We start from the raw sequence: 26,275 nt of genomic DNA on the forward strand, positions 1-26,275 counted from the left end.
ACCCGGCGGGGCGATCTCTTTTCTGTCGACCCGAGGGTCTGACTCCAACACGCCGCGAGACGGCTCGAGACGCCCCGGCCCACAAACCCCTAATTCAGCAAGCTCCTAGTCGAACAGCACCGCGGCATTGAGGAATCCGGTCGGGTCCAGCGCGGCCTTGACCGCCCGCATCGCGGCGATGTCGGCGGGTTCGCGGGACATGGCGAGGTAGGGCCTTTTGCGGCTGCCGACGCCGTGTTCGGAGCTGACGTTGCCCCCGGACCGCGCGATCAGGTCCATCATCGGTTCATACAGCGCCCGCTCGCGGTCGGCCGGGCAGCGCAACACGTTCAGGTGCAGGTTGCCCTCCCCGATGTGACCGAACAGCACCGGCAGCGCGTCGGGGGCATGGGTATGTACCAAATCAATTGCGTGGCTTTCGAATTCGCTGATCGCCGCCAGCGGCAGCGACACGTCGAACTTCAGCGGTGGCCCGTAGGCGCCGAGCACCTCGGCCAGCGACTCGCGCACCTGCCACAACCGTTGCTGCGCAGCGAGATCCACGCCGACCGCGGGCTCGGCGCTCAGCGGCACGTCGTCGAGTAGCTCGGCCAATCGCTCGGTCTGGTCGTGATCGGCCGCCAATTCCACCAGCAGCAGCCACTCGCCGTCGACCGGGGCGCCCACGCCGCGCTGCTCGCCGGTCAGCGCGGCTCCGCGCCCGTCGATCAATTCCAAAGCCGCGATGCCGTCCACGTCGCGGAAGGTGCGCCCGGCGGCCACCAGCGCCTCGAGGTCGGCGAACCCGCAGATCGCCGTCACCCGGTGCGTCGGCGTGGCGTGCAGCCGCAAATCCAGCTCGGTGATGACGCCCAGCGTGCCCTCGGCGCCCACGAACAGCGCCGGCAGGTCGTAGCCGGTGTTGTCCCGGCGCACCCGGCTGTGCCGGCGCAGCAGCGTGCCGTCGGGCAGCGCCACCTGCACGCCCACCACCTGCTCGCCCATGTTGCCGTACCGCACGGTGCGCAGGCCGCCGGCGTTCGTCGACGCCATGCCGCCCACGGTGGCGGTGTCACGGGCCGCCAGATCCACGCCGAACACCAAACCGGCTGCGCCGGCGGCCCGTTGCACCGCGGCCAGCGTGGCCCCGGCGCCGGCGTCGATGCGGCGTTCGACAGTGTCGACGTCACCGACGGCGTGCAGCCGCTCGGTGGACAGCAACACGTCGTCGTGCTCGGGAACGGTGCCGGCCACCAGCGAGGTCCGGCCACCCTGCACCGTCACGTGCGCCCCGGCGTCCCGGCACACCCGCAGCACCTCGGCGACCTGTTCGGCCGTGCCCGGCCGCACCAGCGCGCTCGCCTTGCCCCGGTACCGGCCGGTGTGGTCGACGCTGCGCGCCGCCAGCACATCGGGATCGGTTACCACGTGATGCGATCCGACCAGGCTCGCCAGGCTGCGCAGCATGCTCGCGGTTATAGCACCGCCGGCGCGGGACGCTCGCACCGGCCGCGTGTTGTCCGCACTCAGCCCGGCGGGCGCGGCACCGCGCGGAAACACCCGTCAAAGTGACCGTTCTCGATTCCCACGGTCTGCATGAACGAGTGGGCACCAGCCTGGCCTCGATATCGGACCAGTAATGCTCGAGAATGGCGGCGGCGAACGCCTCTTTAGAACGACCCCTTCGGCACCCCGGCCGCGTCGGTGATGTTTTTGACGCCGCTGGCCGCGAACCCACGCGCGCGCACCAGGTCGAGTCCTGCCGCCAACAGCCGGCGGGGTACGTCCGGGTTCGGCGGGCGTGGCATGCCGCCGATATTAGCCGACCGGTCACTTATAGAATGGGCGGCCCCCGGGCCGCGCCCTAGAACTCCTTGTGATTCACGTCGGTGACCAGGCCGCCGTCCATCACGAACTCGCTGCCCGTGGAGTAGGACGACTCGTCGCTGGCCAGGAAGAGCACGAAGGTCGCGACCTCGCGCACCTCGCCCGGGCGGCCCAGCGGAATGGTCACCATGTCCTCGGGCAGGTGGGCGGTCATCGGGGTGCGGATGAACCCCGGGTGCACCGAGTTCACCCGGATGTTGTGCGGCGCCAGCTCCAGCGCCGCCGATTTCGCCAGGCCGCGCACGCCCCACTTGGACGCGACGTAGGGGTGCACCATGGGTGCGCCGCGCAGTCCCTCGATGGACGACACGTTGATGATCGAGCCGCCGCCGGCGGCGATCATCGGCTCGACCGCGGCCCGCATGCCCAGGAACGTCCCGGTCAGGTTGACGTCAATCACCTTCTGCCACTTGGCCAGATCGAAGCTCTTCAGCGGGCCGAGCGCGACGGTGCCGGCGTTGTTGACCAGCACGTCGAGCTTGCCGAACTCGCCGACCGCGGTGGCGACCGCGGCGTCCCACTGATCGGGCTGGGTGACGTCGAGGTGCACATAGCGCGCAGAGTCGCCGATCTCGTCGGCCAGCGCCTTGCCCTGGTCGTCCAGGATGTCGCCGATCACGACCTTGGCGCCCTCCTCGACCAGCAGGCGTGCGTCTTCGGCTCCCATCCCGCCGGCGCCGCCACTGATCAGCGCTACCTTGCCGTCTACCCGACCCACGTGGATCTCCTTTCGATTCAGGTGGTCACCAAAGTGCTTGGTGCGTACAGGCCTTTGCCCGTTATCAGCGGCAAATCGAGTGTGGTCCGGATGCCGGGCGGCGCCGCGATCACCGCGGGAATGGCGTTGACGATGCGGCCCGCGGCGCCCGCGATCGCCGCGTGATTGTGGTCGCCCTTGCGGCTGCTGGGAATGATGTCGACCGCGTACGACGGCTCGCCGGTGATCTCGACGCGGTAGGAGCCGTCACCGGACGCAGGCTGTGGCAGGTCGGGACGCAGGTCCGGCCGCAGACGGGTCACGTGCTCGATGACGATGGCCGGATGACCGTTGACCATGCCGCGGATCTCGAACTGCAGCACCGCCACGGTGCCCTTGGCGACGTGGCCGACCGCGATGTCGAAATCTTCGGGCGCGGGCTCGCGCTGGTAGGACTCGGTGATCTCGTCGACCTCGATGCCCAGGCCCGCCGCCAGCTGACGGATCGCCGTTCCCCAGGCGATGGACAGGATGCCGGGCTGCAGCAGCATCGGGATCTCGTCCATGGGTTTGGCGAATCCCATGTAATCCATGACCTCGGTCCCGTTGTACGAGGCGTAGTCATGGATCTCCATGCAGCGCACCTGTTCGATGCGCTGACACGTGCCGGCGAGCGCGAACGGGATCAGGTCATTGGCGAACCCCGGGTCGACACCGCTGATGAAAATGCTCGAATTACCCTGCCTGGCAGCGTCTTTTACGCGGGCGATGTACTTGTCGGGCATCACGCCCCACGGGTATTGCAGCAGCCCCGGCGACGACCCGACGACGTTGATGCCGGCGGCCAGGATCTGCATGACGTCGGCCATCGCCTCGGGCAGCCGGGTGTCGCCCATCGCGCAGTACACCACGCAGTCCGGCCTGGCGGCGACGATGGCGTCCAGGTCATTGACGGCGGCGACGCCGGTGACCACGCCGGGGTCCAGGCCGATACCGCACAACTCACCGGCGTCCCTGCCCACCTTCTCGGGCGTCGAGACGCACACCCCGGTCAGTTCGAACTGCGGGTTGATGATGAGTTCGGCCAGCGCCAGCCCTCCGACATTTCCGGTTCCGACGTGCGCGACGCGGATCGCCATGGCAGTCTCCGTCCCTGAAACCCTGGACAACTTTTCTAGACAGTAGTCCATAACTTGCCGGCTCTTGCGCTGGGAGCGCGATCGCTTGCGAGCGTAAGCCCGGTGCGAAAATTCGACGGCGATCTCGCCGTACGCTTACGCTCGCGAGCCGGGCAGACTGGAACGCCGATGACTCAGCGCGAAGACGTTCAATTCGCCTCCGGCGACGACCTGATCAGCGCCTGGCTCTACCGGCCGGCCGGCGACGGACCGGCGCCGCTACTGGTGATGGCGCACGGCCTGGGCGCGGTGCGCAGCATGCGACTGGACGCCTACGCCGGACGTTTCAGCGCGGCCGGCTACGCCTGCCTGGTGTTCGACTACCGCAACTTCGGCGACAGCGAGGGCCGGCCGCGTCAAGTCCTCGACGTCGGCCTGCAGCTCGCCGACTGGGCCGAGGCGGTCGCCTACGCCCAAACCCTCCCGGGCATCGACCGCGACCGGATCGCGTTGTGGGGCACCAGTTTTGCCGAGGGCCACGTGATCGCCACAGCCGCCCGGTTGCCGGGCATCGCCGCGGCCGTCGCCCAATGCCCCTACACCGACGGCCTCGCGTCCGCCCGCACCATCACCAACCCGTTGGTCGCCGCGCGTATCACCGCCCGGGTGGTGCGCGACCTGGTGGCACGGCGGCTGGGCAGGCCCCCGGTGATGGTCGCAACGGCCGGCAGGCCCGGCGAGGTCGCGTTGATGAACACCCCCGACGCCTACGCGGGCTATCTGCGGCTGGTGCCCGACGGCCTCGAGTTGCGCAACGAGGTGGCGGCCCGAATTGCCTTGCAGGTCTTGCGCTATCGCCCCGGTCGCGAAACGCCCAGCATCGAATGCCCGATCCTGTTCTGCGTGTGCGAAGCGGACTCGGTGGCGCCCGCGGGGGCGACGCTGCGCCACGCGGCCAAGGCGCCCCGCGGCGAAATCAAGCTGTATCCCGAGGGGCATTTCGCGATCTACGTCGACGACGCCTTCGAGCGGGTGGTCGCCGACCAGCTCGCGTTCCTCGACAAGCACCTGCGGGGTTAGGGACCCAGCGGGGACGTGGTGCGGATGGCTTCGTCCCGGATCAGGCCGCGCAGCAGCGCGGTGCTGAACTCGGCGGCGATCTCCTTGGCCGACCGCCGCCCGCTGGGCCGCAGCCAGCGGTAAGCACCCAGCGTCATGCCGATGTAACCCAGCGCCAGCACATGCGAGTCGCACGGGTAGAACTCGCCGTTGGCGATCCCCCGGTCGATCAGGCCGTGCACGTGGTGATAGACCTGCGCTTCCTTCTCCCGGACCTCGGCGACCTGCTCACTGGTGAACCATTCGGTGATGTAGGGCTGCTCCTGGAAGTAGACCGCGGCCCGCTCGGGATCGCTGGCGATGCCGGTGAGCAGCCGGACGGTGTACTGGTAGAGGGCCTCGCGCGCCGTCCAGGACGGGTCGTCGTGCACGGCGGCCAGTGTGCCCTCGGCGGCCTGGCGGTAGATGTCGAACAGGATCAGCGACTTGCTGGCGTAGTAGTGATACACGGTCGCCTTGTTCAGCCCGATCACGTCGGCCACGTCGTCCATCCGGGTGCCGTGATAGCCGCGCGCAGCAAACAGCTTGGTGGCAACCGCCAGCAGTTCTTCGCGCCGGGTCAGCCCATTCGGGGTGATGCTATCGGTGGGCATTGTTCTCACTATCGTCGGTATGGCCAGGCCAGGGCCGGTTCGGCCAGAATAGCTATCAATCAACTGGTTGGACAGTTTAAGCAAACGCCGGGTGTCACGTGCAGGCGTATGCGACTAGACTCCTCATCGAACGCGATGAGTCGAGAGGTGGGGCCGATGGATCCGAGTCCGGATTACGACGGAAGCGACGAGATCGAGTTCTTCATGCGGTACCTGACCTGGGGCTTGCGCGGGGTCACCGACGGCAACGGATACCCGCCGCCGGCCTACCCGCCCGTCTGAACGCCCAGCGCGCCCGTTACAGCGCTTTGAGCTCCTCGGCGACCTCGGTCACCGATTTCTTCGCATCGCCGAACAGCATGCTGGTGCCCTCGCCATAGAACAGCGGGTTGTCGATGCCCGCGAAACCGGAATTCATCGACCGCTTGAGCACGATCACCGATTTGGCCTTGTCCACGTTGAGGATCGGCATGCCGTAGATGGGGCTGGACGCGTCGTTGCGGGCCGCCGGGTTGGTGACGTCATTGGCGCCGATGACGATCGCGACGTCGGTGCGGGCAAACTCGTCGTTGATGTCGTCCATGTCCTTCATGGCGTCATAGTCGACCTCGGCCTCGGCCAGCAACACGTTCATGTGCCCGGGCATCCGGCCGGCGACCGGATGGATGGCGTACTTGACCTCCACGCCCTTGTCTTCGAGCAGCGCCGCCATGTCCTTGACCGCATGCTGGGCCTGGGCCACCGCGAGGCCGTAGCCGGGCACCACGATCACCTGGTTGGCGTAGGCCATCTGGATCGCGGCGTCGGCGGCCGAGGTGGCCTTGACGGTCTTGTCGCCGCCGTCGCCGCCGCTCGGCGCGATCCCGCCGCCGCCGAAGCCGCCGGCGACGATCGCCGGGATCGAGCGGTTCATGGCCTTGGCCATGAGGTTGGTCAGGATCGAGCCGGACGCGCCGACGATCATGCCCGCGACGATCATCGCGGTGTTGTTCAGCGCCAGCCCCGCGGCGGCGGCCGAGAGTCCGGTCATCGCGTTGAGCAGCGAGATGACCACCGGCATGTCGGCGCCGCCGATGGGCAGCACGACCATCAGGCCCAGCACGCCGGCCGCGGCGAGCAGCCCGACCATCCACCACAGCGCGGCGCCGCCGGTGCCCGGGTGGGCGTGCATACCGATCACCACCGCGGCGACCACGGCGGCGGCCAGCAGCAGCAGGTTGATCGGCTGCTGCGCCTTGCCGAAGCCGATCGGCGATCCGGAGATGATCTCCTGCAGCTTGCCGAACGCGATGATCGATCCCCAGAACGAGATCGAGCCGATGATAGCGGCGAACAACGAGGCCACCACGATGTGCACGGTCGGCGACTCGCCGTGCTGAAAGGCCGAAAAGCCTTGCGTTTCAATGAATTCGGAGAGCGCGATCAGCGCGACCGTGCCGCCGCCCACGCCGTTGAAGAACGCCACCAGCTGCGGCATGGCCGTCATCTTGGTGTAGCGGGCCGGCGGCACGCCGAGCACGACGCCCACCACCAGCCCGGCGATGATCAGCACCCATTGGTCGGTGTGGCGGATCTTGATCAGGGTCGCCGTCACCGCCAGCGCCATCCCCACCGCGGCGATCAGGTTGCCGCGCACCGCCGTCTTGGGCCCGGTCAGGCCCATCAGGCCATAGATGAAGAGGGCGAACGAAACGATGTAGAGGCCGATCACGAGGTAGTTCATTTGGCCGCCGGCTCCTCACTTCTGGCGGCACCCGACGTTGTGGCTACCGGTTTCTTCTTGCCTTTGAACATGCCCAGCATCCGGTCGGTGACGATGAACCCGCCGATGACGTTCAGCGTGCCGAACACCACCGCGACGAACAGGATGATCTGCACGGCCAGCGCCGGGTGCTCGACCGAGCCGAACACCACCAGCGCGCCCAGCACCACGATCCCGTGGATGGCGTTGGTGCCCGACATCAACGGCGTGTGCAGCGTGTTGGGCACCTTGGAGATGACCGCGAACCCAACGAATCCGGACAGCACCAGGATCGCCAGGTTGGCCAAAAGCTCGTCGTACATCTAGGAGTCCTTCCGAGGGATCATTTGCGGCGCTCCTCCGCATCGCTGCGCTCTGCATCGTCGCCGCCGCGAGTCACACATGACTCCGCGACTACCTCGTCGTCAAAGTCCGGCGCCAGTGCGCCGTCTTTGATCAACAAGTCCAGGAGCGCGGTGATGTTCTTGCTGTAGAGCTCGCTGGCGTGTTCGGGCATGGTGGCCGGCAGGTTCAGCGGCGAAGCGATGGTGACGTCGTGCTTGACCACGGTCTTCCCGGGCTCGGTGAGCTCGCAGTTGCCGCCGGTTTCCCCGGCCAGGTCGACCACCACGCTGCCGGGCTTCATCGCCTCCACCGCCGCCGCGGTGACCAGCCGGGGCGCCGGGCGCCCCGGGACCAGCGCCGTGGTGATCACCACGTCGAACCCGCTGATCGCCTTCTCCAGGGCCTTCTGCTGCTGGGCGCGCTCCTCGTCGGTCAGCTCACGGGCATAGCCCCCCTCGCCGGAGGCGTCGATCCCGATGTCGAGCCACTGCGCGCCCACCGAGCGCACCTGGTCGGCCACCTCGGGCCGGACGTCGTAACCGGTGGTGCGGGCGCCCAGCCGTTTGGCCGTCGCCAGCGCCTGCAGCCCGGCCACCCCGACGCCGAGCACCAGCACGGTGGCGGGCTTCACGGTGCCGGCCGCCGTGGTCAGCATCGGGAAAAACCGGGTCGCCTCCGACGCCGCCAGCAGCACCGCCTTGTAACCGGCCACGTTGCCCTGCGACGACAACGCGTCCATCGCCTGCGCCCGGGAGATCCGCGGGATGGCCTCCAGCGCGAACGCCTGCACGCCGGCCCGCTTCAGCGCGCTAATCGAATTCTCGGCGTTGCGCGGCGCGAGGAAACCGATCAACGTTTGACCGCCGTGCAGCCTGGCGACCTCCGCCGGGGTCGGCGGCGCGACCTTGACCACCACGTCGGCGGCCCACGCGTCCCCGATGCTGGCCCCGGCCTCGGTGTAGAGCGCGTCGGGCAGCAAAGCCCGCTCGCCCGCGCCGGACTCGACCACCACCGCCACGCCGCCGTTCACCAGCGACGCGACCGCCTTCGGCACCAGCGCGACCCTCCGCTCGTCGGGGCCCGATTCGGCGACCACTCCTACCGTCGTCTGCGCATCTGTCATGGCGCGTGCATCTACTTTCCGTACTTTTCCGTACTGTCCCTGCCGATGGACGTGGCGCCGGCTCGGCCGCGCGCTTCGCTACCTTAACCAGGTTTCACCATGGACGTGTCAACGCCCACGGCGGGATACCCCGGCCATGGGCGGTCGACCCTTCGGTCGATGGTTCGCCGCCCCCGCGCGCCGCAGTAACGACCGCGCCGTTGTGAGGCCACGAGTCGGCGTTGTTGCTACCAGAGCGGGATGTCATGGCCGTGTTCGGACTCCGGTCGCGGCCCGAAGTAGCGCCGCTGCGATGGCTCGATCGCCAGGTCGTTGATGCTGGCTTCGCGACGCGCCATCAGTCCGGCCTCGGTGAACTCCCACAGCTCGTTGCCGTAGCTGCGATACCACTGGCCGGACGCGTCGCGGCACTCGTACTGGAACCGCACCGCGATGCGGTTGTCGTGGAAGTCCCAAAGGCTTTTGCGCAGCGCGTAATCGAGCTCGCGCTGCCACTTGCGGGTCAAAAACGCCACGATCTCGTCGCGGCCCACGACGTGTTCGTCGCGATTGCGCCACTGCGAATCGACCGTGTAGGCCACGCTGACGCGTTGGGGATCGCGGGTGTTCCAGGCGTCCTCGGCCGCCTGCACCTTCTGGATCGCGGTCTCCCGGGTGAACGGCGGGAACGGGGGGCGGGATTGGTTCATGCCTCTATCGTGCCGCCGGCGCGCTTTCACCGCGGCGTAAGCGCCGCGCTGACGTCCGGAAACGCGGCGGTCCGACAGGTGTCCTATCGTGACGGGCATGGACTTCGCGATGTCGGCCAAAGCCAGCGACTACCACAAGCGACTGTCCGACTTCATGACCGAGTACGTCTTTCCGGCCGAGGCCGAATACGACAAATACCGCGAAGAAGCCGGCCCACACGATCACACCGTCCCGCCCGTCATCGAGGACCTCAAGGTCAAGGCCAAGGAGCGCGGCCTGTGGAACCTGTTCCTGCCGGCCGAATCGGGGCTGACCAACCTCGAGTACGCCCCGCTGGCCGAACTCACCGGCTGGAGCCTGGAGCTCGCTCCCGAGGCGGTCAACTGCGCGGCACCGGACACCGGGAACATGGAGACCCTGCACCTGTTCGCCACCGAGGAGCAGCGCAAGCAGTGGCTGGAACCGTTGTTGGCCGGCGAGATCCGCAGCGCGTTCTCGATGACCGAGCCGGCGGTCGCCAGCAGCGACGCCCGCAACATCGAGACCTCGATCGTGCGCGACGGCGCCGACTACGTCATCAACGGGCGTAAGTGGTGGACCTCGGGCGCGGCCGACCCGCGCTGCAAGATCCTGATCGTGATGGGCCGCACCAACCCCGAGGCAGCCAGTCACCAACAGCAGTCGATGGTGCTGGTGCCGATGGACACCCCCGGCGTGACGGTGGTGCGCTCCACGTCGGTGTTCGGCTGGCAGGACCAGCACGGGCACTGCGAGGTCATCTACGACAACGTTCGGGTGCCGGCCACCAATCTGCTCGGCGAGGAGGGCGGCGGCTTCGCGATCGCCCAGGCCCGGCTGGGGCCGGGCCGCATCCACCACTGCATGCGCGCGCTCGGCGGGGCCGAACGTGCGCTGGCCCTGATGGTGCACCGCGCAAACAACCGCATCGCCTTCGGCCGTCCGCTGGCCGACCAGGGTCTGGTACAGCAGGCGATCGCCAAGTCCCGCAACGAAATCGATCAGGCCCGGCTGCTGTGCGAGAAGGCGGCGTGGACCATCGACCAGCACGGCAACAAGGCCGCACACCTGTTGGTCTCGCAGATCAAGGCGGTGGCCCCACAGGTGGCGTGCGACGTCATCGATCGCGCCATCCAGGTGCACGGCGCCGCCGGCGTCAGCGACGACACGGTGCTGGCCCGCCTCTACGGCTGGCACCGCGCCATGCGCATCTTCGACGGCCCCGACGAGGTGCACATGCGGACCATCGCGCGCACCGAGATCGGCCGCGAACAGTCGGCCTTCGCCGCGGCGGTCACCGGAGAATGACCGAGGCGCTGCGAGAACTGTCCGGCGCGTGGAACTTTCGCGATGTCGCCGACGGCGCGACGGCGCTTCGGCCCGGTCGGCTGTTCCGGTCCGGTGAGCTGAGCCGGCTCGACGACACCGGGCGCGCAACGCTGCTCGAGTTGGGCATCACCGATGTCGCCGACCTGCGCGCGAACCAGGAAGTCACCCGGCGCGGCCCGGGGCTGGTTCCCGACGGCGTCCAGATTCACCGGCTGCCCCTTCCCGACCTCGGCGACGATGCGCCCAGTGACAACGAGGCGCCGCACGAACACGCATTCCGCCGGCTGTTCGAAGGCGACCCGAACCAATCCGACGAGTCCGCCAACCAGGCCGCCGTTCGCCACATGATCGACGAGTACCGGCAGTTTCCGACGCGCAACGGGGCCCAACGCGCTGTGCGGCAAGTCTTCTCGTTGCTAGGCGCGGGGCGTCCGGTGCTCACGCACTGCTTCGCGGGCAAAGACCGCACCGGATTCGTGATCGCCACGGTGTTGGAGGCGCTCGGCGTTGACCGCGACACCATCGTCGCCGACTACCTGCGCAGCAACGCCGCGGTCCCCCAGCTCCGAGAACACATCTCAGAGATGATCAAACAGCGCTCCGACGTCGAACTTACCCCAGAAATCGTGACGTTCACCGAGGCGCGGCTGTCCGACGGCGTGCTCGGTGTACGCCCGGAGTACCTGGACGCCGCGCACCAGACCATCGACAAGGAGTTCGGTGGGCTGGACGCCTACCTACGCGACGCGGGTGTCAGCGAGGCCGACGTCGAACGCCTGCGCGGCGAGCTGCTCGCCTGACTCGCTGACCACCCGGTCGCCTGCGGCGGCTCAGCCCAGCTTGAATTCGGCCTGCTTGGCCGCGGACAGGTCGGTGATCTCGCCCCACTGCGAGGCGATGTCCTCCACCGTCGGCGGTTTCTCGTAGTTGACGCCGGAGTTCTGGAACAGCGCGACGCGCTGCACCTTGCCGCCGCCGACCACGAAAACCGAAGCGCTGTTCGGGTTTTCCTCGGTGCATAGGTAGGCCACCACGGGAGCGACGTATTCAGGTGTCAGCTTCTCGAGCACTTCCTTGGGCAGGATGTCCTCGGTCATCCGGGTTGCGGCGATCGGGGCGACCGCGTTGGCGTGGATGTTGTACTTCGCACCCTCCAGCGCGAGGCTGTTGATCAGGCCGACCAGCCCGAGTTTTGCTGCGCCGTAGTTGGTTTGGCCGAAGTTTCCGAACAGCCCGCTGGTGGAGGTGGCGACGACGACCCGGCCGTAGCTCTGCTCACGGAAGTGCGGCCAGGCGGCGCGGATGACGTTGTAGCCACCGTAGAGGTGCACCTTGAGCACAGCGTCCCAGTTCTCGAAGGACATCTTGTGAAAGGTGCCGTCGCGCAGAATGCCGGCATTGCTGACAACGCCGTGCACCGCACCGAATTCGTCGAGCGCGGTTTTGATGATGTTCTCGGCACCCTCGGGCTCGGCGACGCTGTCATAGTTGGCGACCGCCCGCCCGCCGGCGTCCTTGATCTCCTTGACCACCTCGTCGGCCATGTTGTGGCCGGCGCCGGTGCCGTCGCGCGAACCACCGAGGTCGTTGACGACCACACTGGCACCCTCCTTGGCGAGGGTCAGGGCGTACTCGCGGCCCAGGCCGCCACCGGCTCCCGTGACGACGATGACGCGATCCTGCACTCCGGGCATAAATTTCCTCTCTGCTGTGAAAAACTCAGTCTGGCAACGGTTTCGGTGAAGCCAGGGTCAGAACATTCGACGAGCCATCTTGAAGGCCCGCTCGGTGTAAGGAGGGTAGATGAAGCTCGACAGGTCGGGCCGAGTGGGTTTGGTCAGGACCGACTTGCGGTGGCTGAACTCCTCGAAGCCATAGCGGCCGTGGTACGCCCCCATCCCGGAAGCGCCGACCCCACCGAACGGCAGCTTGGCCGTTGACACCTGAAAGGCGATGTGGTTGACCAGCATGCCGCCGGCCGGCACCTCCTTGATCACCCGCTCACGCGTCTCGCGCCGCTTGGTGAACAGATACGCCGACAGGGGCTTGGGCCTCGAGTTCACGAAGCATATTGCCTCGTCCAGGTTTTTGACGGTGACCACCGGCAGGACGGGCCCGAAGATCTCGTTCTGCATCAGCGGCCCGTTCGGGTCTGGGTCCACCACGACGGCGGGCTGGATGCGCAGGTTCGACGCGTCGCAGGCCCCGCCGACGACGACCTTGCCGTCTCCGCTGGAAAGGTAACCGCTGATCCGGTCGAATTGGCGCTGGTTGACCACCCGCATGCCGCCCGGCTTGTCCGAGGTGAATTCGGTGATCGCGGCGCCGATCTTGTCGACCAGCTCGTCGCGAATCGTGGCGTCCGCCAAGACGTAATCGGGTGCGACGCAAGTCTGTCCGGCGTTGAGCAGTTTCAGCCAGGCGATCCGCTTGGCCGCCACCTCCACGTCGGCGTCGGCGGCGACGATGACCGGGCTCTTGCCGCCGAGCTCCAAGGTGCACGGCGTCAGGTGCGGCGCCGCACCCTCGTAGACCTTACGGCCGATCTCGGTACCTCCGGTGAACAGCACGCGGTCCAGGCCCTGCGCGATGAGCTCCTGGCTCGTCGCGCCGTCGCCCTCGACCACCGCGATGGCGTCCTGGTCCAGGTATTTCGGCACCAGCTCGGCCATCAAGTGCGCGGACGCGGCCGCGATCTCGGACGGCTTGAGGATGACGGTGTTACCGGCGGCGATCGCTCCGACGGCCGGACCCAGGGTCAGATAGAACGGGTAGTTCCACGCGCCGATGACCAACACGGTGCCGTAGGGCTCGTACTCGATCCAGCCGCGGCCGGGCAGCTGCGGCACCTCCAGCAGCTGATATTTGCGGCGCGTCCACTTCCGCACCTTCTTGGCCGCGTACTTGGCTTCGCCGGCGGTGGTGGCGATGTCGGCGATATAGGCCTCAAAGGGGCTGCGGTCCAGGTCTTCGGCGAGCGCAGCGGCGATCGCGGCCTCGTTCTCCTCCGTCAGCTTCACCAGTTGCAGCAGCTGCCGCTTGCGCCATTCGATGTCGCGGGTGCCTCCGGTGGCGTACGTCTGACGAAGCCGGGCAACCGTGGCGGGGATGTCGGCCGCCGCCCCGTTGGTCGAGTCCTTGGCGAGCGATGTCTGCGATGCAACCGATTCGGTGGTCATCATTGTCCTTCCCGAGCAGTGTCCCGCTGCAGGCGGCCGCTCATCGGTGATAACCGCGATACTAACCATCCGGTTGGGAGAGCAGTAGCGCGGTTACTTCACGCAGGGCACGTTCGCCGCGGTCATCTGGCTGAGGTCGGTCGGCGCGGGAGCGCGGTCCCCGGTGCCGGTGGCGGCCACGGCGCTCACCTGCCCGGACCCGGACGGGTCGGTCGTTGCGCCGGGGTGGGCGAGGTAGTCCGCTGCGGGGAATTGCGTCCCCACGGTCAGCCGCACGGTGCCCGCGTCCACGGCGCTGTTCGCCGTCGCGGGCACGCGCAGTTGGTCGGCCAGGACCTGGGCGCCCCGCTCGGCCCCGGGGCCGTATTCGATGACGCTGTCGTCGGCCGTGGTCGCGGCGGTCGTGGCACTGCCGCGGGTAAAGCCGCGGGCCGCGAAGGCCTCCTCGAGGGCGGCGGCGAGTCCGTCCCGCGAGGCGGCGTTGACGACGTCGAGAATCACGGGTTCGGTCAATGACGGTGCCGGCTGATTGGTCGGTGAGGCCTCGAGCGCGACCGGCGCGTCGGACATGAAGCGCTCGTTGACGATGCGCCGGATCGTCGGAAGGTCGACCTGGTTTATGTCGGACCCACTGGGGTCCTTCCCGAAGCCGGAGATCGGCAGCGTGTATAGCGACACCGGCCGTTCGCTCAGTTGCGAAACCCGCGAGGCCAGTTCCATGATGTCCAGCCCGTCATCGACGGCGACGTTGTCGCGGGCAACCTGCAGCAGCTTGCGCAGCCCGCTCGCACTGGAGGGCGCGCCGCCGTTGCGAGCCGCCTGGACCAACGACACCAGGAACGCCTGCTGCCGTCGCGTCCGGTCGAAATCGGTGAAGGAGCCGTCGTTTTCGTCGCGGCGCTGCCGCACGAAGGCCATCGCGTCCGCGGCGTCGATGCGCTGCACCCCCTGGTGAAAGTCGGCACCCGAATAGCTGTCTCGCGTATCAGCGTTGAGGCACACGGTGATCGGCTCGACGGCCTTGGCTACTTGAAAGAACGCGCCCAGCGTTATCTCGACGAAATGGTCGACGGAGATCCCCAGAAAGTCGTTGACGGCGCTGATTTCGGCTTTGCGCCCGGCCTCGCGGGCGGTCTGCTCGCGGGCCGCCAAATTAGTGGCGCCCGACCCAGTCGAGTTCCCGGCCGCCTGCGCATTCAGCGACTGCTGATAGGCCAGCCCGTAGGCTTGTTTAATCTTGCCGGCGCAGACCGAGCCCGGGCACCCCGGCAGGTCGGCGTAGTCGTCGCGCGGGATCGAGATCGCGGTGACGGGCCTATCACCGTCCGAGATATGTACGACGATAAGAACATTGGCGTTGTAGCCGCCGGAGCTTTCGTCACCGGCGTGCAGTGCGTCGTAAATCTCCTGGGGCAGCGGCCGACCGTTCTGATCCAACCGGCTGTCCAAGCCCATCAGCAGAATGTTCTGGTTGCCGTCCAGCGTGGTCGCCGCGTTGGGCAGCGCGTGGGAAATGATGATCCTGCCCAGGGCGGTGTGGTAACCCGTCCAGCCGACGCCGGTGATGGCCATGACGAACGCCGAGGCGATGCTGGCGACCAGCCGGCCCTTGAGCAGCACCCAGCGGTGCGATCGCCCCGATCCGCCGCCGCCCATGATGAGTGACCATTGTCCCCGATGACCTGGCGAATTCCCGGTAGCCGCAACCGCGAGCCCACGGTGAACGTGCGGCGGCCCCAGCAGGTCGGACGCCGCTACAGGCGCTCGGCGATCACGAAGTCGGAGAAGGCGTCCCGGTCTTCGTCGATCTCAGGACTCTGCACCCCGCGACCCAGGCGGTGCATCTCGTCGATCGAGTTTTGTGCCGTGGCGCGCCAGCCGTGCTCGTTGAGCCAGTCGGCGAGGTTCGCGCGGTGCTCGTCGCGGTACATCAGCTCGCCGACGTCGACGGTTTCCTGCAGGCCGAGCTGGTCGGCCACCTTCTTGAACCGTTCCCGCATCTGCTGGCGCCGCTCCTCGGCGTGCATGGGTGCGGTCTCTGCGGAGACGCGACTGCCCGCCGGGCTCAGCTCGCCGATCTGAGTGAACAGCTTGTCCTGGGCCTCGGCGGGCAGGTACATCAGCAATCCCTCCGCCAGCCAGGCGGTGGGCTGGGCGGGGTCGAAACCGGCGGCGCGCAGCGCGGTCGGCCAGTCCTCGCGCAGGTCGATCGCCACCTCGCGGCGATCGGCCGAAGGGGTGGCGCCGCTTTCGGCCAGCGTCGTGGTTTTGTAGTCCAGCACCTGGGGCTGGTCGATCTCGAAGACCGTGGTGCCGGCCGGCCAGTCGAGGCGGTACGCGCGCGAGTCCAGCCCCGACGCGAGGATCACCACCTGCCGGATCCCGGCGCGGACGGCGTCGGCGAAATACTCGTCGAAGAAGTGGGTTCGCACCGCCTGGTAGCCGCGCATGTGCGCAATCCGGGCGGCAGATTCTTCATCGATGGCTTCGATCTTGGCCACGACCTCCGGGTCGAGCATGGCCTCCCATAGGACGTCGGCGCCGGCGTTGTTGACGAGCAGCCGGGCGTACGGGTCGCGGATCAGCGCGTCGGGCTGCTCGGTCTCGATGGCCCGGGCCGCGGCGACCATCACCGCGGTGCTGCCGACGCTGCTCTTGATGTCCCAGGTGTCGTCGTGCGTGCGCAGTGAACTCATGGCGTTTGCTCCTTGGGGATCGATCCTCGGTCAGGCTGTTGGCTTGCCGAGGCGCGCCCGCAACAGGGTGCTGCGGACCGCCTCGTCGGACAGGTCGTCGGGCACCGGGCGGCCCAGCCTGGCCATCTCGTCGCGGTTGCTCACGCTGTGCACCTGCCAGCCGTGCTCGGCCAGCCATGCCGCGGCGTCCGAACGGTCCGGCTCGTGGTACGTCAGCGCCTGGACGTTGACGTCCAGGCCGAGCCGTTCCCGCATCCGCAGCCAGCGCTGGGAGTTGCTGCGCGAATTCATGCCGAAGATCTCGATCGCGACCTGGCTGCCGGGTGCGCTGAGCGCGGTGAACATCTCGAACAGCCGGTCCGCAGCGTCGCTGGGCAGGTACGGGAGCAGGCCTTCGGCCAACCACGCGGTGGGCCGGGTGCGGTCGAACCCGGCGGCGGTCAGGGCTGCGGGCCAGTCGTCACGCAGGTCCACCGCGACGGGGCGCCGGATGGCGGACGGCACGGCGCCGTGCTGCCGCAGGATGCCCTCCTTGTACTCGAGCACCCGGGGCTGGTCGATCTCGAAGACCGTCGTGCCAGTCGGCCAGTCCAGCCGGTAAGCCCGCGAGTCGAGCCCGGCGGCCAAGATCACCGCCTGCCGGATCCCGTCGCCGACGGCGTCGGCGAAGTACTCGTCGAAGAAGTGGGTGCGCACGGCCTGGTAGTCGATGCCGCACCGATGCGAGCGCTGCCCGTGCTGATCGCCGTCGAGCCAGGCGAGCTCGGGGTCGGCCAGCCGGGCCCACGCCGGGCCGGCCGACGACACCAGCAGGCGCGCGAACTCGTCGCGGATCAGCGGGTCGGGTCCGGCGGTTTCGGCCGCCCGTGACGCGGCTACGCCCAGCGCGGTGGCGCCGACGAGTTCGGTGATGGTCCAGCTGTCGCCGGCAGACCGCACGGAAGGCGGTAGCGAGGCATCCAGGTCAGTCATATCCCGCCATGGTATCGGGATAAGTTAGTTAGCCTATACGCTTTGTGCGCAACTTCACTGTGCCGGCGGGGGTCAGGCCTGCGGGCGCCAGAGCGCCCCTTCCAGGACCTGGCGCAGCATTCCGGTGACGGCCAGCATCTCCTGGTAGCTCTTGATGTAGCCCGCGTAAAGGCCCACCCCGGAGATCACCACGAGCAGCGTTTCGACCAGTGCTGAGGGATCGACGCCGGCGACGACCTCGCCCCGCTGGATCGCATCGTTGACGACGCGCATCAAGAATTCCCGAGCGATCCGGACGGAATCGTTTTCGGTCCCGCTCCATTCCGGGTGCCGCTGCGATTCGAGCACGCCGCCGATAATGAACGCCGATCCGGCGGGATTCTCCGAATTGGCTTTCACCGCCGCGTTGATGAACGCGGTCAGCTGCGCCACCAACGTGGTCTCACCTTCGGCTTGTTTAATGCCGACTCCGAGGATGAATTCATTCGTCTCATCCATAACTTCCTGATAAAGCACCCGCTTGCTCGAGAAGTAATGATTGATGGCGGGCCGGGTGAGGTCGGCGCGCGCCGCGATGGCCTGGAACGTCGCGCCATCGTAGCCACGTTCACTGAACACCAAACGGGCAGCTTGGATTATCCGTTGCCGCGTCTCATCAGCCTTCGCGGCGGGTGGACGCCCCGGCCTGCGACTGCCCCGTGGAAGCATTGCTAGAGTGTGCCACCCCCGCGGTGCGGCATTAGCCCATTTGGCGGAATGCTGCCAAATTTCCCGGCTTGGTAGTCCTCTAGCGCCTCGATCAATTCCGCCCGTGTGTTCATCACGAAAGGACCGTAGTGGAATACCGGTTCGCGAATCGGCCGTCCGCCCAGAAGCAGCACATCAATGGCTCCCTGGACCGGCACGCCCCTCAAATCCGGTACCCGCTGGGCGCCGACCGTGATCCGATCGCCGGCTCCCAGGACGGCTAACTGCCCCTGGTGGATCGGGTGCGCGGCCGGGCCGACATACCCGCTGCCGGACAACACGTAGACCAGCCCGTTGAAATCGCGCCGCCATGCAACGTTGAGCCGGCCCCCGTTCTCGATCGTCGCGTGCGCCAGGGTGATCGGGGTGTGGGTGATGCCCGGGCCCCGGTGGCCATCGATCTCGCCGGCGATGATGCGGATCAGCGCCCCGCCGTCTTCGGAGGCGAGCAGGGCCGCGTCGCCACCCTCGATGGCCTGATACCGCGGGGGTGCGAACTTGTCCTTCTTCGGCAGGTTGACCCACAGCTGGATGCCGTGGAAGAGCCCGCCCTGGTCGACCAGTTCGGCCGGCGGTGTCTCAATGTGCAGGATGCCGGACCCTGCCGTCATCCACTGCGTCGCGCCATCGGCGATCAGACCGCCGCCGCCGTGCGAATCCTGGTGCGCGATCTTTCCGTCGAGCATGTAGGTGACGGTTTCGAAGCCGCGGTGCGGATGCCAGTCGGTGCCCCGGGGTTCGCCGGGCTGGTAGTCGACCTCGCCCATCTGGTCCATATGCACAAAGGGGTCGAGCGCGGCCGCGCGCACGCCCGCGAAGGCACGCACGACCGGAAAACCCTCGCCCTCAAAGCCGCGCGGGCCGGTGGTGATCGATCGAACCGCCCGCTCGGTGTCGGCGGGGCCGGGGCCGCTCACACGCGGCAGTGTCAGGGTGTCAGCGGTGATTGCGGGCATCTGGCCTCCTCGAATAGTGGATGTCCGATATAACCGGACTAGGGTCCACTTATTCCGGAGCAGGTTGGCGTGTGGGCGATAGTTTGATAAGGCAACATTTGCTGACATAAACGGTCGTCCGCCGTTGCCGGGGTCGGAAACGTTCGAGGCGGCCACTCAGCGTTTCGACACAACGATGCAAGACCGCTGGCGAAGGACGACAGGATGCAGCAGGACAAATCGGCCAGAGAACCGGCTCGGCCGCGTCGAACGGTGTCCGGTTCCGTAGGGCAGGTCGCAACCTGGCTGCGGGCGAACCAATTGGGATTGTTCTGCGTGGCGATCGTGGTAGGGGTCGGCGCCGGCCTCGGCGCGGTGGCATTTCGGTACCTGGTCTTCGGCTTCACCTGGCTGGCGACCGGACACGACGAGTTCGGCCAGCAGGGTTGGGTGGCCAGCTGTCACCTGCCTTGGTTGGGGATCGGGTTTTACACGGTCATCCCCGTGCTCGGCGGGTTGCTGTACGGGCCGCTGATCAGCCAGTTCGCGCGGGAGGCACGCGGTCACGGCGTCCCGGAAGTCATGATTGCGGTCGCCGCGAACGGCGGGCGCATCCGTCCCCAGGTGACGGTGGTGAAAGCGCTGGCCTCGGCGGTGTGCATCGGAGCCGGGGGCTCCGTCGGTCGGGAAGGACCGATCGTCCAGATCGGTGCGGCGCTGGCGTCAAGCTTTGGCCAGTGGGTGCGAATGCCAGAGAATCGGCTGCGGGTGTTGGTGGCTTGCGGCGCCGCCGGCGGCATTTCGGCAACGTTCAACGCCCCGGTTACAGGGGTGTTCTTCGCCGTCGAACTGATTCTCCGCGAACTCTCGGTCGAGGCGATCTTCACAATCATGCTTTCGGCGATGGTGGCCGATGTGATCGCTCGCGTCTTTTTCGGTTCCGCGCCCTTCCTCACCCAGCTTCCGGAGGGCATCGAGCTGAATCACATCGCCAACTATTTGTTGGTCGCTGTGCTCGCGGCGATCGCGGGCTTGCTCGGCATCGTGTTCAAAACCGTGCTGTATAAAACCGAGGACCTGTGCGACCGGGTCTGGGACGGCCGGCCGGACTGGGCGCGGCCGGCCGTGGGTGGCACCCTTCTTGGCCTGCTACTGCTCGCCGTGCCCGAGCTGTACGGGGTTGGTTACCCGGTCATGTATGCCGCTTTTGCCGGTCATTACGCGCTGTGGTTTTTGGCGATCCTTGCCGCCGGCAAGATGCTGGCATGCAGCTTGACCATCGGGATCGGCGGCTCCGGTGGCGTGTTCGCTCCCTCGTTATTCGTGGGAGCCACTTCAGGCATGGGCTTCGGCCTCGTCATGCAGCACCTGATCGGCACGGCGGTCGGGCATCCGGCGCTCTACGCCATCGTCGGTATGGGGGCGGTATTCGCTTCCACCGCGCGGGCACCCCTCACGGCACTGGCCAGCACGGTCGAGATGACCGGCGATTTCACTCTTACCCTGCCGGTCATGCTGGCAGTCGCCGTCGGAACCACCGTGTCGCGCGCGCTGTCCTACAGCACCATCTACACCGCCAAGCTGTTACGCCGGGGCATCGACATCGATCGCCCGACGCCCACGCACGCGTTCGCCGTTCTCACCGTCGCGGACGCTATGCACCCGTTTACCACCCCGCTAGACCTGACCCACCCGACGAGTGACACCACACACGACCGGAGCACGCTGCTTGGCCCGGTGACCCGGGTCCGGCAACCGCAGGCATTGTTCGCCAACGACAGCCTCGCCCAGGCGTTGCGTCAGCTCGTCCTCTACGGGCGCGACGGCTTGCCGGTGATCGACACCGACGCGCAGCGGGTTCAGGGTTGGCTGACCAACCAGAACGTGCTGCGCGCGGTCGGCGCCTACGTCACAGATGTCGAACCGGGCATTTCTGCAGCCGACCACGATCCGCGGAGTCAACTCGATGGATACCGCATCATCGAGCACACGCTGACGGCCGATTCGGTAGCAGTCGGACGCACGCTCGAAGAGCTCGAATGGCCGATTGGCCATCGCCCGGTATCCGTGATGCATAACCGGCGGCTCCTTGATGCCCAGCCTGCCTTACGGCTCGCGGCCGGCGACCGAGTCAACGTCCTGGTGCCGAAAAACGGTTCGCCAAGTACCGATTCGAAACCCCGTCCATAGGACGGACGGTCAGGATTTGCCACGAACGCTGCTCGCGGCGCCCTTCTCGGTGGTCTTGCCTTTGTGAGCCAGCTCTCCGCCGGCGCTTTCCAGGTGCGCCCGGACGAACCATTGGAACTTTTCCAGCTGACCCGCCTGGCCGATCAGCAGGTCCTGGGTCACCGGGTCGAGTTCGTCCGTCTCGTCGATGTAATGGCGGATGTCCTCGATCACGCCGGTGTACACCAGATCAAGCGCGGCCAGGTGAGCCTGGACCGCGTCGCGGCCGACCGAGTAGTCGTCCCACGAGCGGTCCTTGATGATGGCACCGGGCGTACCCTGCGGCGAACCTCCAAGGGCCGCAATGCGTTCGGCGACATCGTCGGCAAACGCGCGGACCGCCTCCACCTGTGGGTCGATCATCTCGTGCACGCCGATGAAGTTTGGGCCCACCACGTTCCAGTGAATGTGCTTGAGCGTCAGATGCAGATCGTTGTAGGTGCTCAGTTGCTTTTGCAGCAGCTCGGTGAGCCGCGCCGCCTGCTTGTCGGTCAATCCCGGAATAGTGAACTGAGTCATCGCTTGTTTCCTAACTTTTCTCATGGGGGGTCCACACACGGTTACTGCCCCGTTGGGTACCCGATGGCCATATTGAAAAACGCGGCGAATCAAAGTGAGTGGATGTGCTGTACGGGCAGCCGCGGCCCACGGCGAGGTTCATGCGCCAGTCCGCTGGCCTCGAGGAGCCGCACCACGCGTTGGCGATGCGGTCGCATCGGCTCGAGCAGTTCGAGCATGCCGGCGTCGTCGACGGGCCGCCCCAACAACGTCCAGCCGATCATTTTCGGGATGTGATAGTCGCCCACCGACACGGCATCGGCGTCGCCGAAGGCCCGTTGTGCCGTCTCGGCGGCGGTCCACTCCCCCACGCCCGGCAGCGACATCAGCGCCGCACGTGCCTGCCCGTGCGGCCGTGTCACCAGCCGTTCCAGCGAGGCGGCCCGGCGCGCGCAGGCCACCACGGTCTGCGCGCGTCTCGGGTCGACGTTGGCGCGATGAAACTCCCACGACGGGATGTGTCGCCAGACCTGCGCGGCCGGCATGACGCGCATCCCGTCCGGCGCGGGTCCCGGCGCCGGTGTGCCGTACTTCGCCACCAGCACCCGCCATGAGCGAAACGCGTCCGCTCCGGGCACCCGCTGCTCGATGATCGCCGGGATCAGAGCCTCCAGCACCAGGCCGGTTCTTCCCAGGCGCAGGTGTGGCACCCGCTGATAGGCGGCGGCAACCGTCGGATGGTGCGGCACGAAGTCCGAGTCGTCGTCCTCGAGACCGAGCATGACGGGCAGCATCTCGACGAACTCCTGCGCGCCGCCGCCCCACGCCACGGCGTGCGCGGCGTTGGGGCCGACGCGGCTGATCCGGGCCGTGACGGGACCGCTGGGTAGCAGGCTGGTGCGCCAGATCGAGCCGTCCCCGGGAGTGCGGAAGCACGGATCCCCCAAGCCGCGGCGCAGGGGGGCCAACGTGTGCCCGAAGCTGACGGCTCCGGGAAACACGACCGTGCGCGCGCTTGTCATCTGATGACTCCCGACTGCCGTGATTGACCGTGAACTGCGTCCCACGTCAATATTGCGTGGTGATGACGCCGTTCGATGACCCGCAGGGCGAACTGGCCTGGATGTTCTTGCAGAGCACCAGTGACGGCGGCGATCTGGACGAGGGCTTCGCCCTGCTCAGTGACGACTTCACCTACTGGACGCTTTATACCCGCACGGCCTGCGACAAGGATGCGTTTCGGCGCGGGGTGGAGCGACGCAAGCAAGAACTCGAACTGACCATCGACCTAGTTCGCTGCGTCAACGAGGGAGACACCGTGGTGGTGGAGGCGCAGGCCACCGGCACCACATCCGCCGGCGTCGAGTACGACAGCCCGTTCGTGTGCATCTTCGAGACCCGCGGCGGGCTGATCGTCTCGATGCGCCTGTACAGCGACACCCGCGCGGTGGCGACCGCGGTGCCCGGGTGGATCCCCTACTGAGCGGAGACGCTGATGTCGGCCTTGTTGGGGTAGAACGCCACGTGCCCGGCAATCGCCGCGACCGCGGGATACGGCTGCTCATACGTCCAGATCACGTCGTCGACGGTCTCACCGGCCGAGGTGGTCACGCTGTAGTAGCTGGCGTTGCCCTTGAAGGGGCAGTACGTGCCGGTGTCCGTTCGGGTGAGCCGATCCTGTACCACGTCGGTGATCGGAATGTATTGCACCGCAGGCAAAGTGGCTTCGCGTAGCTCCAGCGCGGCGGTGGTGTCGGCGACGAGTTCACCCTTGACGCGCACCTGCACCCGTCCCTTGGTCGGTTCGATGGTGATCGGGTGCCCCGCGTTGGGCTCTTTGATTTCCGGGTGGGCCATGGTCGTTCCTCCTTCGGGCGCCTATCAGTCGTCAACACCCGACCGTGGTCAGGACTTCCCGTCCGGCGGACCGAATGCGTAGCGGTGGTATTGCGACATGTTCGCAACCGCCCGAACCCGCGACATGACTCCGCCCAAGGCTCGGGATGAACGGGGCAACCGCGCGAAGGTGTCCGACTCGAACCATCGTTCCCAGGCCAGCAGCCGCACCCCCGGCACGGCTCGGATGATGTCGTCGGGCCCGTTGATCGCCCAATGCAGCGTGGCACCGGAGCGTCGCACCACGGTGTTCAGCCATTGCGACTTGATCCCGAGCCAATTGAACACGTCGAACTGCAGCTCACCGGAAGCAAACCGGCCGACCACCCTGCGCAGCAGCGCGGTGCCGTCCTGCTCGGTGAGGTACATGGTCAGCCCCTCCCCGATCATCAGCGTGGGACGGTCGGCCGGGATTTGCGCCAGCCATGCCGGGTCGGTGACCGAGGCGGCGATGACGCGATAGTGCTCGCGGCTCGGGTAAAGCTCGGTTCGCAGCGCCGCGACCTCGGGGTAGTCGACGTCGTACCACGCGACGTCCGGGTCCGGCTGTAAGCGGAAGAAACGGCTGTCCAGCCCGCAGCCCAAATGCAGCACGACTGAACGCGGATGGGCAGCAAGGAATTTGCGCGTCCATAGGTCGAAGTGCGCCGACCGGGTGGTCACCGACGGCGCCCGCCGCGCGGTGATGGTCGTTTGCTTCCAGTCGTAGTCGATGCGCTCGACGATCTCCTTCGCATACCGATCGCCCAGGACCGGTTTCTCGAAGTCGGCGTCCAGCGCCTTGGCGTACAGCGTCGCCAGCATGGTCTGCGGCGCCCCGCTGAGGTCGACGGGCACGCGTGCGGTCGTCATACCGCCCGACGCTAGTCCCCGCTACGCGCCACCGCGCGTCCTGAACGGCGATCGGCGTGGCGTTCAGCCGGGAGTCGCGCTCTTACCCTTGGCATTTCGCATCGCCGCCCAGAAGCGGGCCGCCTCGCGAATGGATTCCTCGACCGGCCGGGGTTGCCAGCCCAATTCGCGCACGGCCTTGCTGTGGTCGACGGGCGCTTCGGCACGCATCATGCGCACCGACGCGAGGCTGAGTTCGGCGTCCTTGCCGGTGAGCCGGGCCCGCAGGCTGCCCAGCGCGCCCAGGGCATAGAGCATCGGGACGGAGATCGAGCGCCGCGGCGCCGGCACCCCAGCCTCGTCGGCCGCGATCCGGACCACCTCTTTCAACGCGATCATCCGTTCGGAGATGAGGTATCGCTCGCCGATGCGCCCGCGTTCGGCGGCCAAGGTCATGGCCCGCGCGGCGTCGGTGACGCCGACGACTTCCAGCGCGATGCCGTCCATCGTGAAGGGCAGCTTGCCGAAGACCGCGCCGGCGATGAACGCGCCGTGCGGGGTGCGCCCCCAGTCGCCGTCGCCATATGTCGTCGACACGCACATCGCCACCGCGGGCAGCCCGGCCTCGGCCACATAGCGCATCACCAGGTTCTCGGCCTGGACCCGGGATTTGACGTAGTCCGACAATCCGTGGGTGTCCACCACGTCGTCTTCGGTCGCGACATGGCCGCGGCGCCGGCCGACGGTCGCATAGGTGCTGGTGAAGACGAACCGGCGCAGGTCGGGTTGCACGACAGCCACATCGAGGACGTTGCGCAACCCCTCAACGTTGGTGCGAAACAGCGGCGACGTGTCGCGCAGCCAGGCGCGCGTGTCGACGACGCAGTAGTAGACGTCTTCCACGCCCTCCATCGCCTCGCGCAGCGTGCCGGTGTCGAACACGTCGCCGTGAAACCGCGTGACGTCCAGGTCGTCGATGGAACGGGTGTTGGCGTTCCGACGCACCATGGCGCGGACTTCGCAACCGTCGGCGACGAGCTGGCGGGTCACATGCGAACCCAGGAAGCCGTTGGCGCCGATGACAAGTTTGGGCCTGGCGGTCACTGGGCCCCTCCGTACTGGTCCAGGAAACGCGCGGCTTCCTCGTCGAGCGTGCCGAGCTCCTGCGCCTTGCGGCACCACTTCAACGCCGCCCGCACGAAGCGCAGCGGGTTGTAGATGTCTTCCTGCTGACGCCACAGGCCGTCACCGGCGTAGGTGATGATCGAGATGTTCGTGGCGCTGATGACGGTGCCGTCGCCGGGATCGCGCATCGGGTTGTCGAGTTCGGCGATGATCCGCCCGGTGTGTTCGTCGATCACCGACCACAGCGAGGGGAACGCGATCATGTGGTTGCCGGGAAAGCTGCCCATCGTCGTGCTGATCCACTCGCGCACTTCGTCGCGGCCGCGCATGGTGCCGGCCGCGTGCTCGATGTACACGACGTCGGGCGTGTAGTGCTGGACCCACGCGTCCCAGTCCTGCGACCGCGCCGCCGCATCCACGGTCGCCTCGAATTTCTCGAACGCGGCGGCCAGTTCGCTACGGGAGAATTGCGGACTGTTCACGCGAAAACTAGAACACGTTCTACCGTGGTTTGTCGAGAGGTTCGCC

Annotated in this window: 28 protein-coding genes; 6 read left to right on the forward strand and 22 right to left on the reverse strand. The window is 67.3% G+C overall.

All coding sequences use genetic code 11. From position 1 onward, the window contains the following. Positions 1-105 precede the first annotated feature (105 nt). The 4 genes from BST14_RS06135 to BST14_RS06145 form a co-directional block, all read right to left on the reverse strand. Positions 106-1,446: an FAD-binding oxidoreductase gene (locus tag BST14_RS06135; protein WP_083063770.1), complete on the reverse strand. Its 1,341-nt coding sequence runs from the start codon at positions 1,444-1,446 to the stop codon at positions 106-108. Between the two features lie 203 nt (positions 1,447-1,649). Beyond that, positions 1,650-1,787: a TetR/AcrR family transcriptional regulator gene (locus BST14_RS29390; RefSeq protein WP_142279285.1), complete on the reverse strand. Its 138-nt coding sequence runs from the start codon at positions 1,785-1,787 to the stop codon at positions 1,650-1,652. A gap of 56 nt (positions 1,788-1,843) precedes the next feature. Continuing rightward, the gene (locus tag BST14_RS06140; RefSeq protein WP_083063691.1) at positions 1,844-2,584 is read right to left on the reverse strand and encodes a glucose 1-dehydrogenase; all 741 of its coding nucleotides are present in this window, start codon (positions 2,582-2,584) and stop codon (positions 1,844-1,846) included. A gap of 17 nt (positions 2,585-2,601) precedes the next feature. Further along, positions 2,602-3,702, reverse strand: coding sequence for an NAD(P)H-dependent amine dehydrogenase family protein (locus tag BST14_RS06145; RefSeq protein ID WP_083063692.1), 1,101 nt, complete (start codon positions 3,700-3,702; stop codon positions 2,602-2,604). 168 nt (positions 3,703-3,870) lie between these two features. Between BST14_RS06145 and BST14_RS06150 the strand changes: the two genes are divergently transcribed. After that, entirely contained in the window at positions 3,871-4,761 is an 891-nt protein-coding gene (locus BST14_RS06150) for an alpha/beta hydrolase (protein WP_083063693.1), read from the forward strand. Here the strand turns inward: BST14_RS06150 and BST14_RS06155 are convergent. Beyond that, positions 4,758-5,393 (reverse strand): TetR/AcrR family transcriptional regulator, encoded by a 636-nt coding sequence (locus tag BST14_RS06155; RefSeq protein WP_066868225.1) that lies wholly within the window; start codon positions 5,391-5,393, stop codon positions 4,758-4,760. The genes BST14_RS06150 and BST14_RS06155 overlap by 4 nt on opposite strands. A gap of 156 nt (positions 5,394-5,549) precedes the next feature. Between BST14_RS06155 and BST14_RS29395 the strand changes: the two genes are divergently transcribed. Beyond that, positions 5,550-5,675 (forward strand): hypothetical protein, encoded by a 126-nt coding sequence (locus BST14_RS29395; protein ID WP_003874194.1) that lies wholly within the window; start codon positions 5,550-5,552, stop codon positions 5,673-5,675. Positions 5,676-5,691: 16 nt separating this feature from the next. Here the strand turns inward: BST14_RS29395 and BST14_RS06160 are convergent, their stop codons facing one another. The 4 genes from BST14_RS06160 to BST14_RS06175 all read right to left on the reverse strand — a co-directional run bounded on the left by BST14_RS06160 (position 5,692) and on the right by BST14_RS06175 (position 9,291). Further along, positions 5,692-7,116: an NAD(P)(+) transhydrogenase (Re/Si-specific) subunit beta gene (locus BST14_RS06160; RefSeq protein WP_083063694.1), complete on the reverse strand. Its 1,425-nt coding sequence runs from the start codon at positions 7,114-7,116 to the stop codon at positions 5,692-5,694. After that, positions 7,113-7,457: an NAD(P) transhydrogenase subunit alpha part 2 gene (locus BST14_RS06165; RefSeq protein WP_083063695.1), complete on the reverse strand. Its 345-nt coding sequence runs from the start codon at positions 7,455-7,457 to the stop codon at positions 7,113-7,115. The genes BST14_RS06160 and BST14_RS06165 overlap by 4 nt, the downstream gene beginning before the upstream one ends. A gap of 20 nt (positions 7,458-7,477) precedes the next feature. Next, positions 7,478-8,602 carry a Re/Si-specific NAD(P)(+) transhydrogenase subunit alpha gene (locus BST14_RS06170; protein WP_083063696.1) on the reverse strand — a complete coding sequence of 375 codons (1,125 nt, stop codon included), beginning with the start codon at positions 8,600-8,602 and terminating at the stop codon, positions 7,478-7,480. A 227-nt stretch (positions 8,603-8,829) separates the two neighbouring features. After that, positions 8,830-9,291 carry a nuclear transport factor 2 family protein gene (locus tag BST14_RS06175; protein ID WP_083063697.1) on the reverse strand — a complete coding sequence of 154 codons (462 nt, stop codon included), beginning with the start codon at positions 9,289-9,291 and terminating at the stop codon, positions 8,830-8,832. Positions 9,292-9,400: 109 nt separating this feature from the next. Here BST14_RS06175 and BST14_RS06180 point away from each other — a divergent pair, with 109 nt between their 5' ends. Then, positions 9,401-10,618, forward strand: a complete 1,218-nt coding sequence (locus BST14_RS06180; protein WP_083063771.1) for an acyl-CoA dehydrogenase family protein — start codon at positions 9,401-9,403, stop codon at positions 10,616-10,618. Next, a complete protein-coding gene (locus BST14_RS06185) occupies positions 10,615-11,439 on the forward strand; it encodes a tyrosine-protein phosphatase (RefSeq protein ID WP_083063698.1) in 825 nt (274 codons plus the stop codon). The genes BST14_RS06180 and BST14_RS06185 overlap by 4 nt, the downstream gene beginning before the upstream one ends. Before the next feature lie 30 nt (positions 11,440-11,469). On the opposite strand, the gene BST14_RS06190 is transcribed toward BST14_RS06185, so the two are convergent. The 7 genes from BST14_RS06190 to BST14_RS06220 form a co-directional block, all read right to left on the reverse strand. Next, complete coding sequence (locus BST14_RS06190) at positions 11,470-12,333, reverse strand: SDR family oxidoreductase (protein WP_083063699.1); 864 nt, start codon at positions 12,331-12,333, stop codon at positions 11,470-11,472. A gap of 57 nt (positions 12,334-12,390) precedes the next feature. Next, the gene (locus tag BST14_RS06195; protein WP_083063700.1) at positions 12,391-13,821 is read right to left on the reverse strand and encodes an aldehyde dehydrogenase family protein; all 1,431 of its coding nucleotides are present in this window, start codon (positions 13,819-13,821) and stop codon (positions 12,391-12,393) included. Between the two features lie 90 nt (positions 13,822-13,911). Beyond that, entirely contained in the window at positions 13,912-15,474 is a 1,563-nt protein-coding gene (locus BST14_RS06200) for an LCP family protein (RefSeq protein ID WP_083063701.1), read from the reverse strand. Between the two features lie 98 nt (positions 15,475-15,572). After that, positions 15,573-16,514, reverse strand: a complete 942-nt coding sequence (locus BST14_RS06205) for a class I SAM-dependent methyltransferase (RefSeq protein WP_083063702.1) — start codon at positions 16,512-16,514, stop codon at positions 15,573-15,575. A gap of 30 nt (positions 16,515-16,544) precedes the next feature. Next, complete coding sequence (locus tag BST14_RS06210) at positions 16,545-17,486, reverse strand: class I SAM-dependent methyltransferase (protein ID WP_083063703.1); 942 nt, start codon at positions 17,484-17,486, stop codon at positions 16,545-16,547. 72 nt (positions 17,487-17,558) lie between these two features. Then, positions 17,559-18,194 (reverse strand): TetR/AcrR family transcriptional regulator, encoded by a 636-nt coding sequence (locus BST14_RS06215; RefSeq protein WP_083063704.1) that lies wholly within the window; start codon positions 18,192-18,194, stop codon positions 17,559-17,561. 2 nt (positions 18,195-18,196) lie between these two features. Continuing rightward, positions 18,197-19,189, reverse strand: a complete 993-nt coding sequence (locus tag BST14_RS06220) for a pirin family protein (protein ID WP_083063705.1) — start codon at positions 19,187-19,189, stop codon at positions 18,197-18,199. Positions 19,190-19,441: 252 nt separating this feature from the next. On the opposite strand from BST14_RS06220, the gene BST14_RS06225 reads away from it, so the two are divergent. After that, entirely contained in the window at positions 19,442-21,358 is a 1,917-nt protein-coding gene (locus BST14_RS06225; protein ID WP_245845326.1) for a chloride channel protein, read from the forward strand. A gap of 9 nt (positions 21,359-21,367) precedes the next feature. Here the strand turns inward: BST14_RS06225 and BST14_RS06230 are convergent, their stop codons facing one another. Next, positions 21,368-21,916 (reverse strand): Dps family protein, encoded by a 549-nt coding sequence (locus BST14_RS06230; protein ID WP_083063707.1) that lies wholly within the window; start codon positions 21,914-21,916, stop codon positions 21,368-21,370. A gap of 89 nt (positions 21,917-22,005) precedes the next feature. After that, positions 22,006-22,917, reverse strand: a complete 912-nt coding sequence (locus BST14_RS06235) for a DNA-3-methyladenine glycosylase family protein (protein ID WP_083063708.1) — start codon at positions 22,915-22,917, stop codon at positions 22,006-22,008. 59 nt (positions 22,918-22,976) lie between these two features. Here BST14_RS06235 and BST14_RS06240 point away from each other — a divergent pair, with 59 nt between their 5' ends. Beyond that, entirely contained in the window at positions 22,977-23,378 is a 402-nt protein-coding gene (locus BST14_RS06240) for a nuclear transport factor 2 family protein (protein WP_083063772.1), read from the forward strand. On the opposite strand, the gene BST14_RS06245 is transcribed toward BST14_RS06240, so the two are convergent. The 4 genes from BST14_RS06245 to BST14_RS06260 all read right to left on the reverse strand — a co-directional run bounded on the left by BST14_RS06245 (position 23,372) and on the right by BST14_RS06260 (position 26,229). Next, positions 23,372-23,752, reverse strand: coding sequence for a DUF427 domain-containing protein (locus BST14_RS06245; protein ID WP_083063709.1), 381 nt, complete (start codon positions 23,750-23,752; stop codon positions 23,372-23,374). The two genes, BST14_RS06240 and BST14_RS06245, sit on opposite strands and share 7 nt — an antisense overlap. A gap of 48 nt (positions 23,753-23,800) precedes the next feature. Next, entirely contained in the window at positions 23,801-24,628 is an 828-nt protein-coding gene (locus BST14_RS06250) for a class I SAM-dependent methyltransferase (RefSeq protein WP_083063773.1), read from the reverse strand. Between the two features lie 78 nt (positions 24,629-24,706). Further along, on the reverse strand, positions 24,707-25,726 hold the full coding sequence (locus BST14_RS06255; RefSeq protein WP_083063710.1) for an NAD-dependent epimerase/dehydratase family protein: 1,020 nt from the start codon (positions 25,724-25,726) through the stop codon (positions 24,707-24,709). Next, positions 25,723-26,229 (reverse strand): nuclear transport factor 2 family protein, encoded by a 507-nt coding sequence (locus BST14_RS06260; protein ID WP_083063711.1) that lies wholly within the window; start codon positions 26,227-26,229, stop codon positions 25,723-25,725. The genes BST14_RS06255 and BST14_RS06260 overlap by 4 nt, the downstream gene beginning before the upstream one ends. Between the last annotated feature and the right edge of the window lie 46 nt (positions 26,230-26,275).

Origin of the sequence: Mycobacterium arosiense ATCC BAA-1401 = DSM 45069 (genome assembly GCF_002086125.1) — a bacterium.
GTDB classification, from domain to species: Bacteria; Actinomycetota; Actinomycetes; order Mycobacteriales; family Mycobacteriaceae; genus Mycobacterium; species Mycobacterium arosiense.

Excerpts from the sequence above, each read along its gene's own strand:
- BST14_RS06200 (WP_083063701.1), bottom strand. The coding sequence starts at position 15,474 with ATGGGCGGCGGCGGATCGGGGCGATCGCACCGCTGGGTGCTGCTCAAG.
- BST14_RS06155 (WP_066868225.1), bottom strand. The coding sequence starts at position 5,393 with ATGCCCACCGATAGCATCACCCCGAATGGGCTGACCCGGCGCGAAGAA.
- BST14_RS06220 (WP_083063705.1), bottom strand. The coding sequence starts at position 19,189 with ATGCCCGCAATCACCGCTGACACCCTGACACTGCCGCGTGTGAGCGGC.
- BST14_RS06150 (WP_083063693.1), top strand. The coding sequence starts at position 3,871 with ATGACTCAGCGCGAAGACGTTCAATTCGCCTCCGGCGACGACCTGATC.
- BST14_RS06185 (WP_083063698.1), top strand. The coding sequence starts at position 10,615 with ATGACCGAGGCGCTGCGAGAACTGTCCGGCGCGTGGAACTTTCGCGAT.
- BST14_RS29390 (WP_142279285.1), bottom strand. The coding sequence starts at position 1,787 with ATGCCACGCCCGCCGAACCCGGACGTACCCCGCCGGCTGTTGGCGGCA.
- BST14_RS06215 (WP_083063704.1), bottom strand. The coding sequence starts at position 18,194 with ATGCTTCCACGGGGCAGTCGCAGGCCGGGGCGTCCACCCGCCGCGAAG.
- BST14_RS29395 (WP_003874194.1), top strand. The coding sequence starts at position 5,550 with ATGGATCCGAGTCCGGATTACGACGGAAGCGACGAGATCGAGTTCTTC.
- BST14_RS06180 (WP_083063771.1), top strand. The coding sequence starts at position 9,401 with ATGTCGGCCAAAGCCAGCGACTACCACAAGCGACTGTCCGACTTCATG.
- BST14_RS06195 (WP_083063700.1), bottom strand. The coding sequence starts at position 13,821 with ATGATGACCACCGAATCGGTTGCATCGCAGACATCGCTCGCCAAGGAC.
- BST14_RS06205 (WP_083063702.1), bottom strand. The coding sequence starts at position 16,514 with ATGAGTTCACTGCGCACGCACGACGACACCTGGGACATCAAGAGCAGC.
- BST14_RS06165 (WP_083063695.1), bottom strand. The coding sequence starts at position 7,457 with ATGTACGACGAGCTTTTGGCCAACCTGGCGATCCTGGTGCTGTCCGGA.
- BST14_RS06230 (WP_083063707.1), bottom strand. The coding sequence starts at position 21,916 with ATGACTCAGTTCACTATTCCGGGATTGACCGACAAGCAGGCGGCGCGG.
- BST14_RS06245 (WP_083063709.1), bottom strand. The coding sequence starts at position 23,752 with ATGGCCCACCCGGAAATCAAAGAGCCCAACGCGGGGCACCCGATCACC.
- BST14_RS06235 (WP_083063708.1), bottom strand. The coding sequence starts at position 22,917 with ATGACAAGCGCGCGCACGGTCGTGTTTCCCGGAGCCGTCAGCTTCGGG.
- BST14_RS06190 (WP_083063699.1), bottom strand. The coding sequence starts at position 12,333 with ATGCCCGGAGTGCAGGATCGCGTCATCGTCGTCACGGGAGCCGGTGGC.
- BST14_RS06135 (WP_083063770.1), bottom strand. The coding sequence starts at position 1,446 with ATGCTGCGCAGCCTGGCGAGCCTGGTCGGATCGCATCACGTGGTAACC.
- BST14_RS06175 (WP_083063697.1), bottom strand. The coding sequence starts at position 9,291 with ATGAACCAATCCCGCCCCCCGTTCCCGCCGTTCACCCGGGAGACCGCG.
- BST14_RS06210 (WP_083063703.1), bottom strand. The coding sequence starts at position 17,486 with ATGACTGACCTGGATGCCTCGCTACCGCCTTCCGTGCGGTCTGCCGGC.
- BST14_RS06145 (WP_083063692.1), bottom strand. The coding sequence starts at position 3,702 with ATGGCGATCCGCGTCGCGCACGTCGGAACCGGAAATGTCGGAGGGCTG.
- BST14_RS06160 (WP_083063694.1), bottom strand. The coding sequence starts at position 7,116 with ATGAACTACCTCGTGATCGGCCTCTACATCGTTTCGTTCGCCCTCTTC.
- BST14_RS06170 (WP_083063696.1), bottom strand. The coding sequence starts at position 8,602 with ATGACAGATGCGCAGACGACGGTAGGAGTGGTCGCCGAATCGGGCCCC.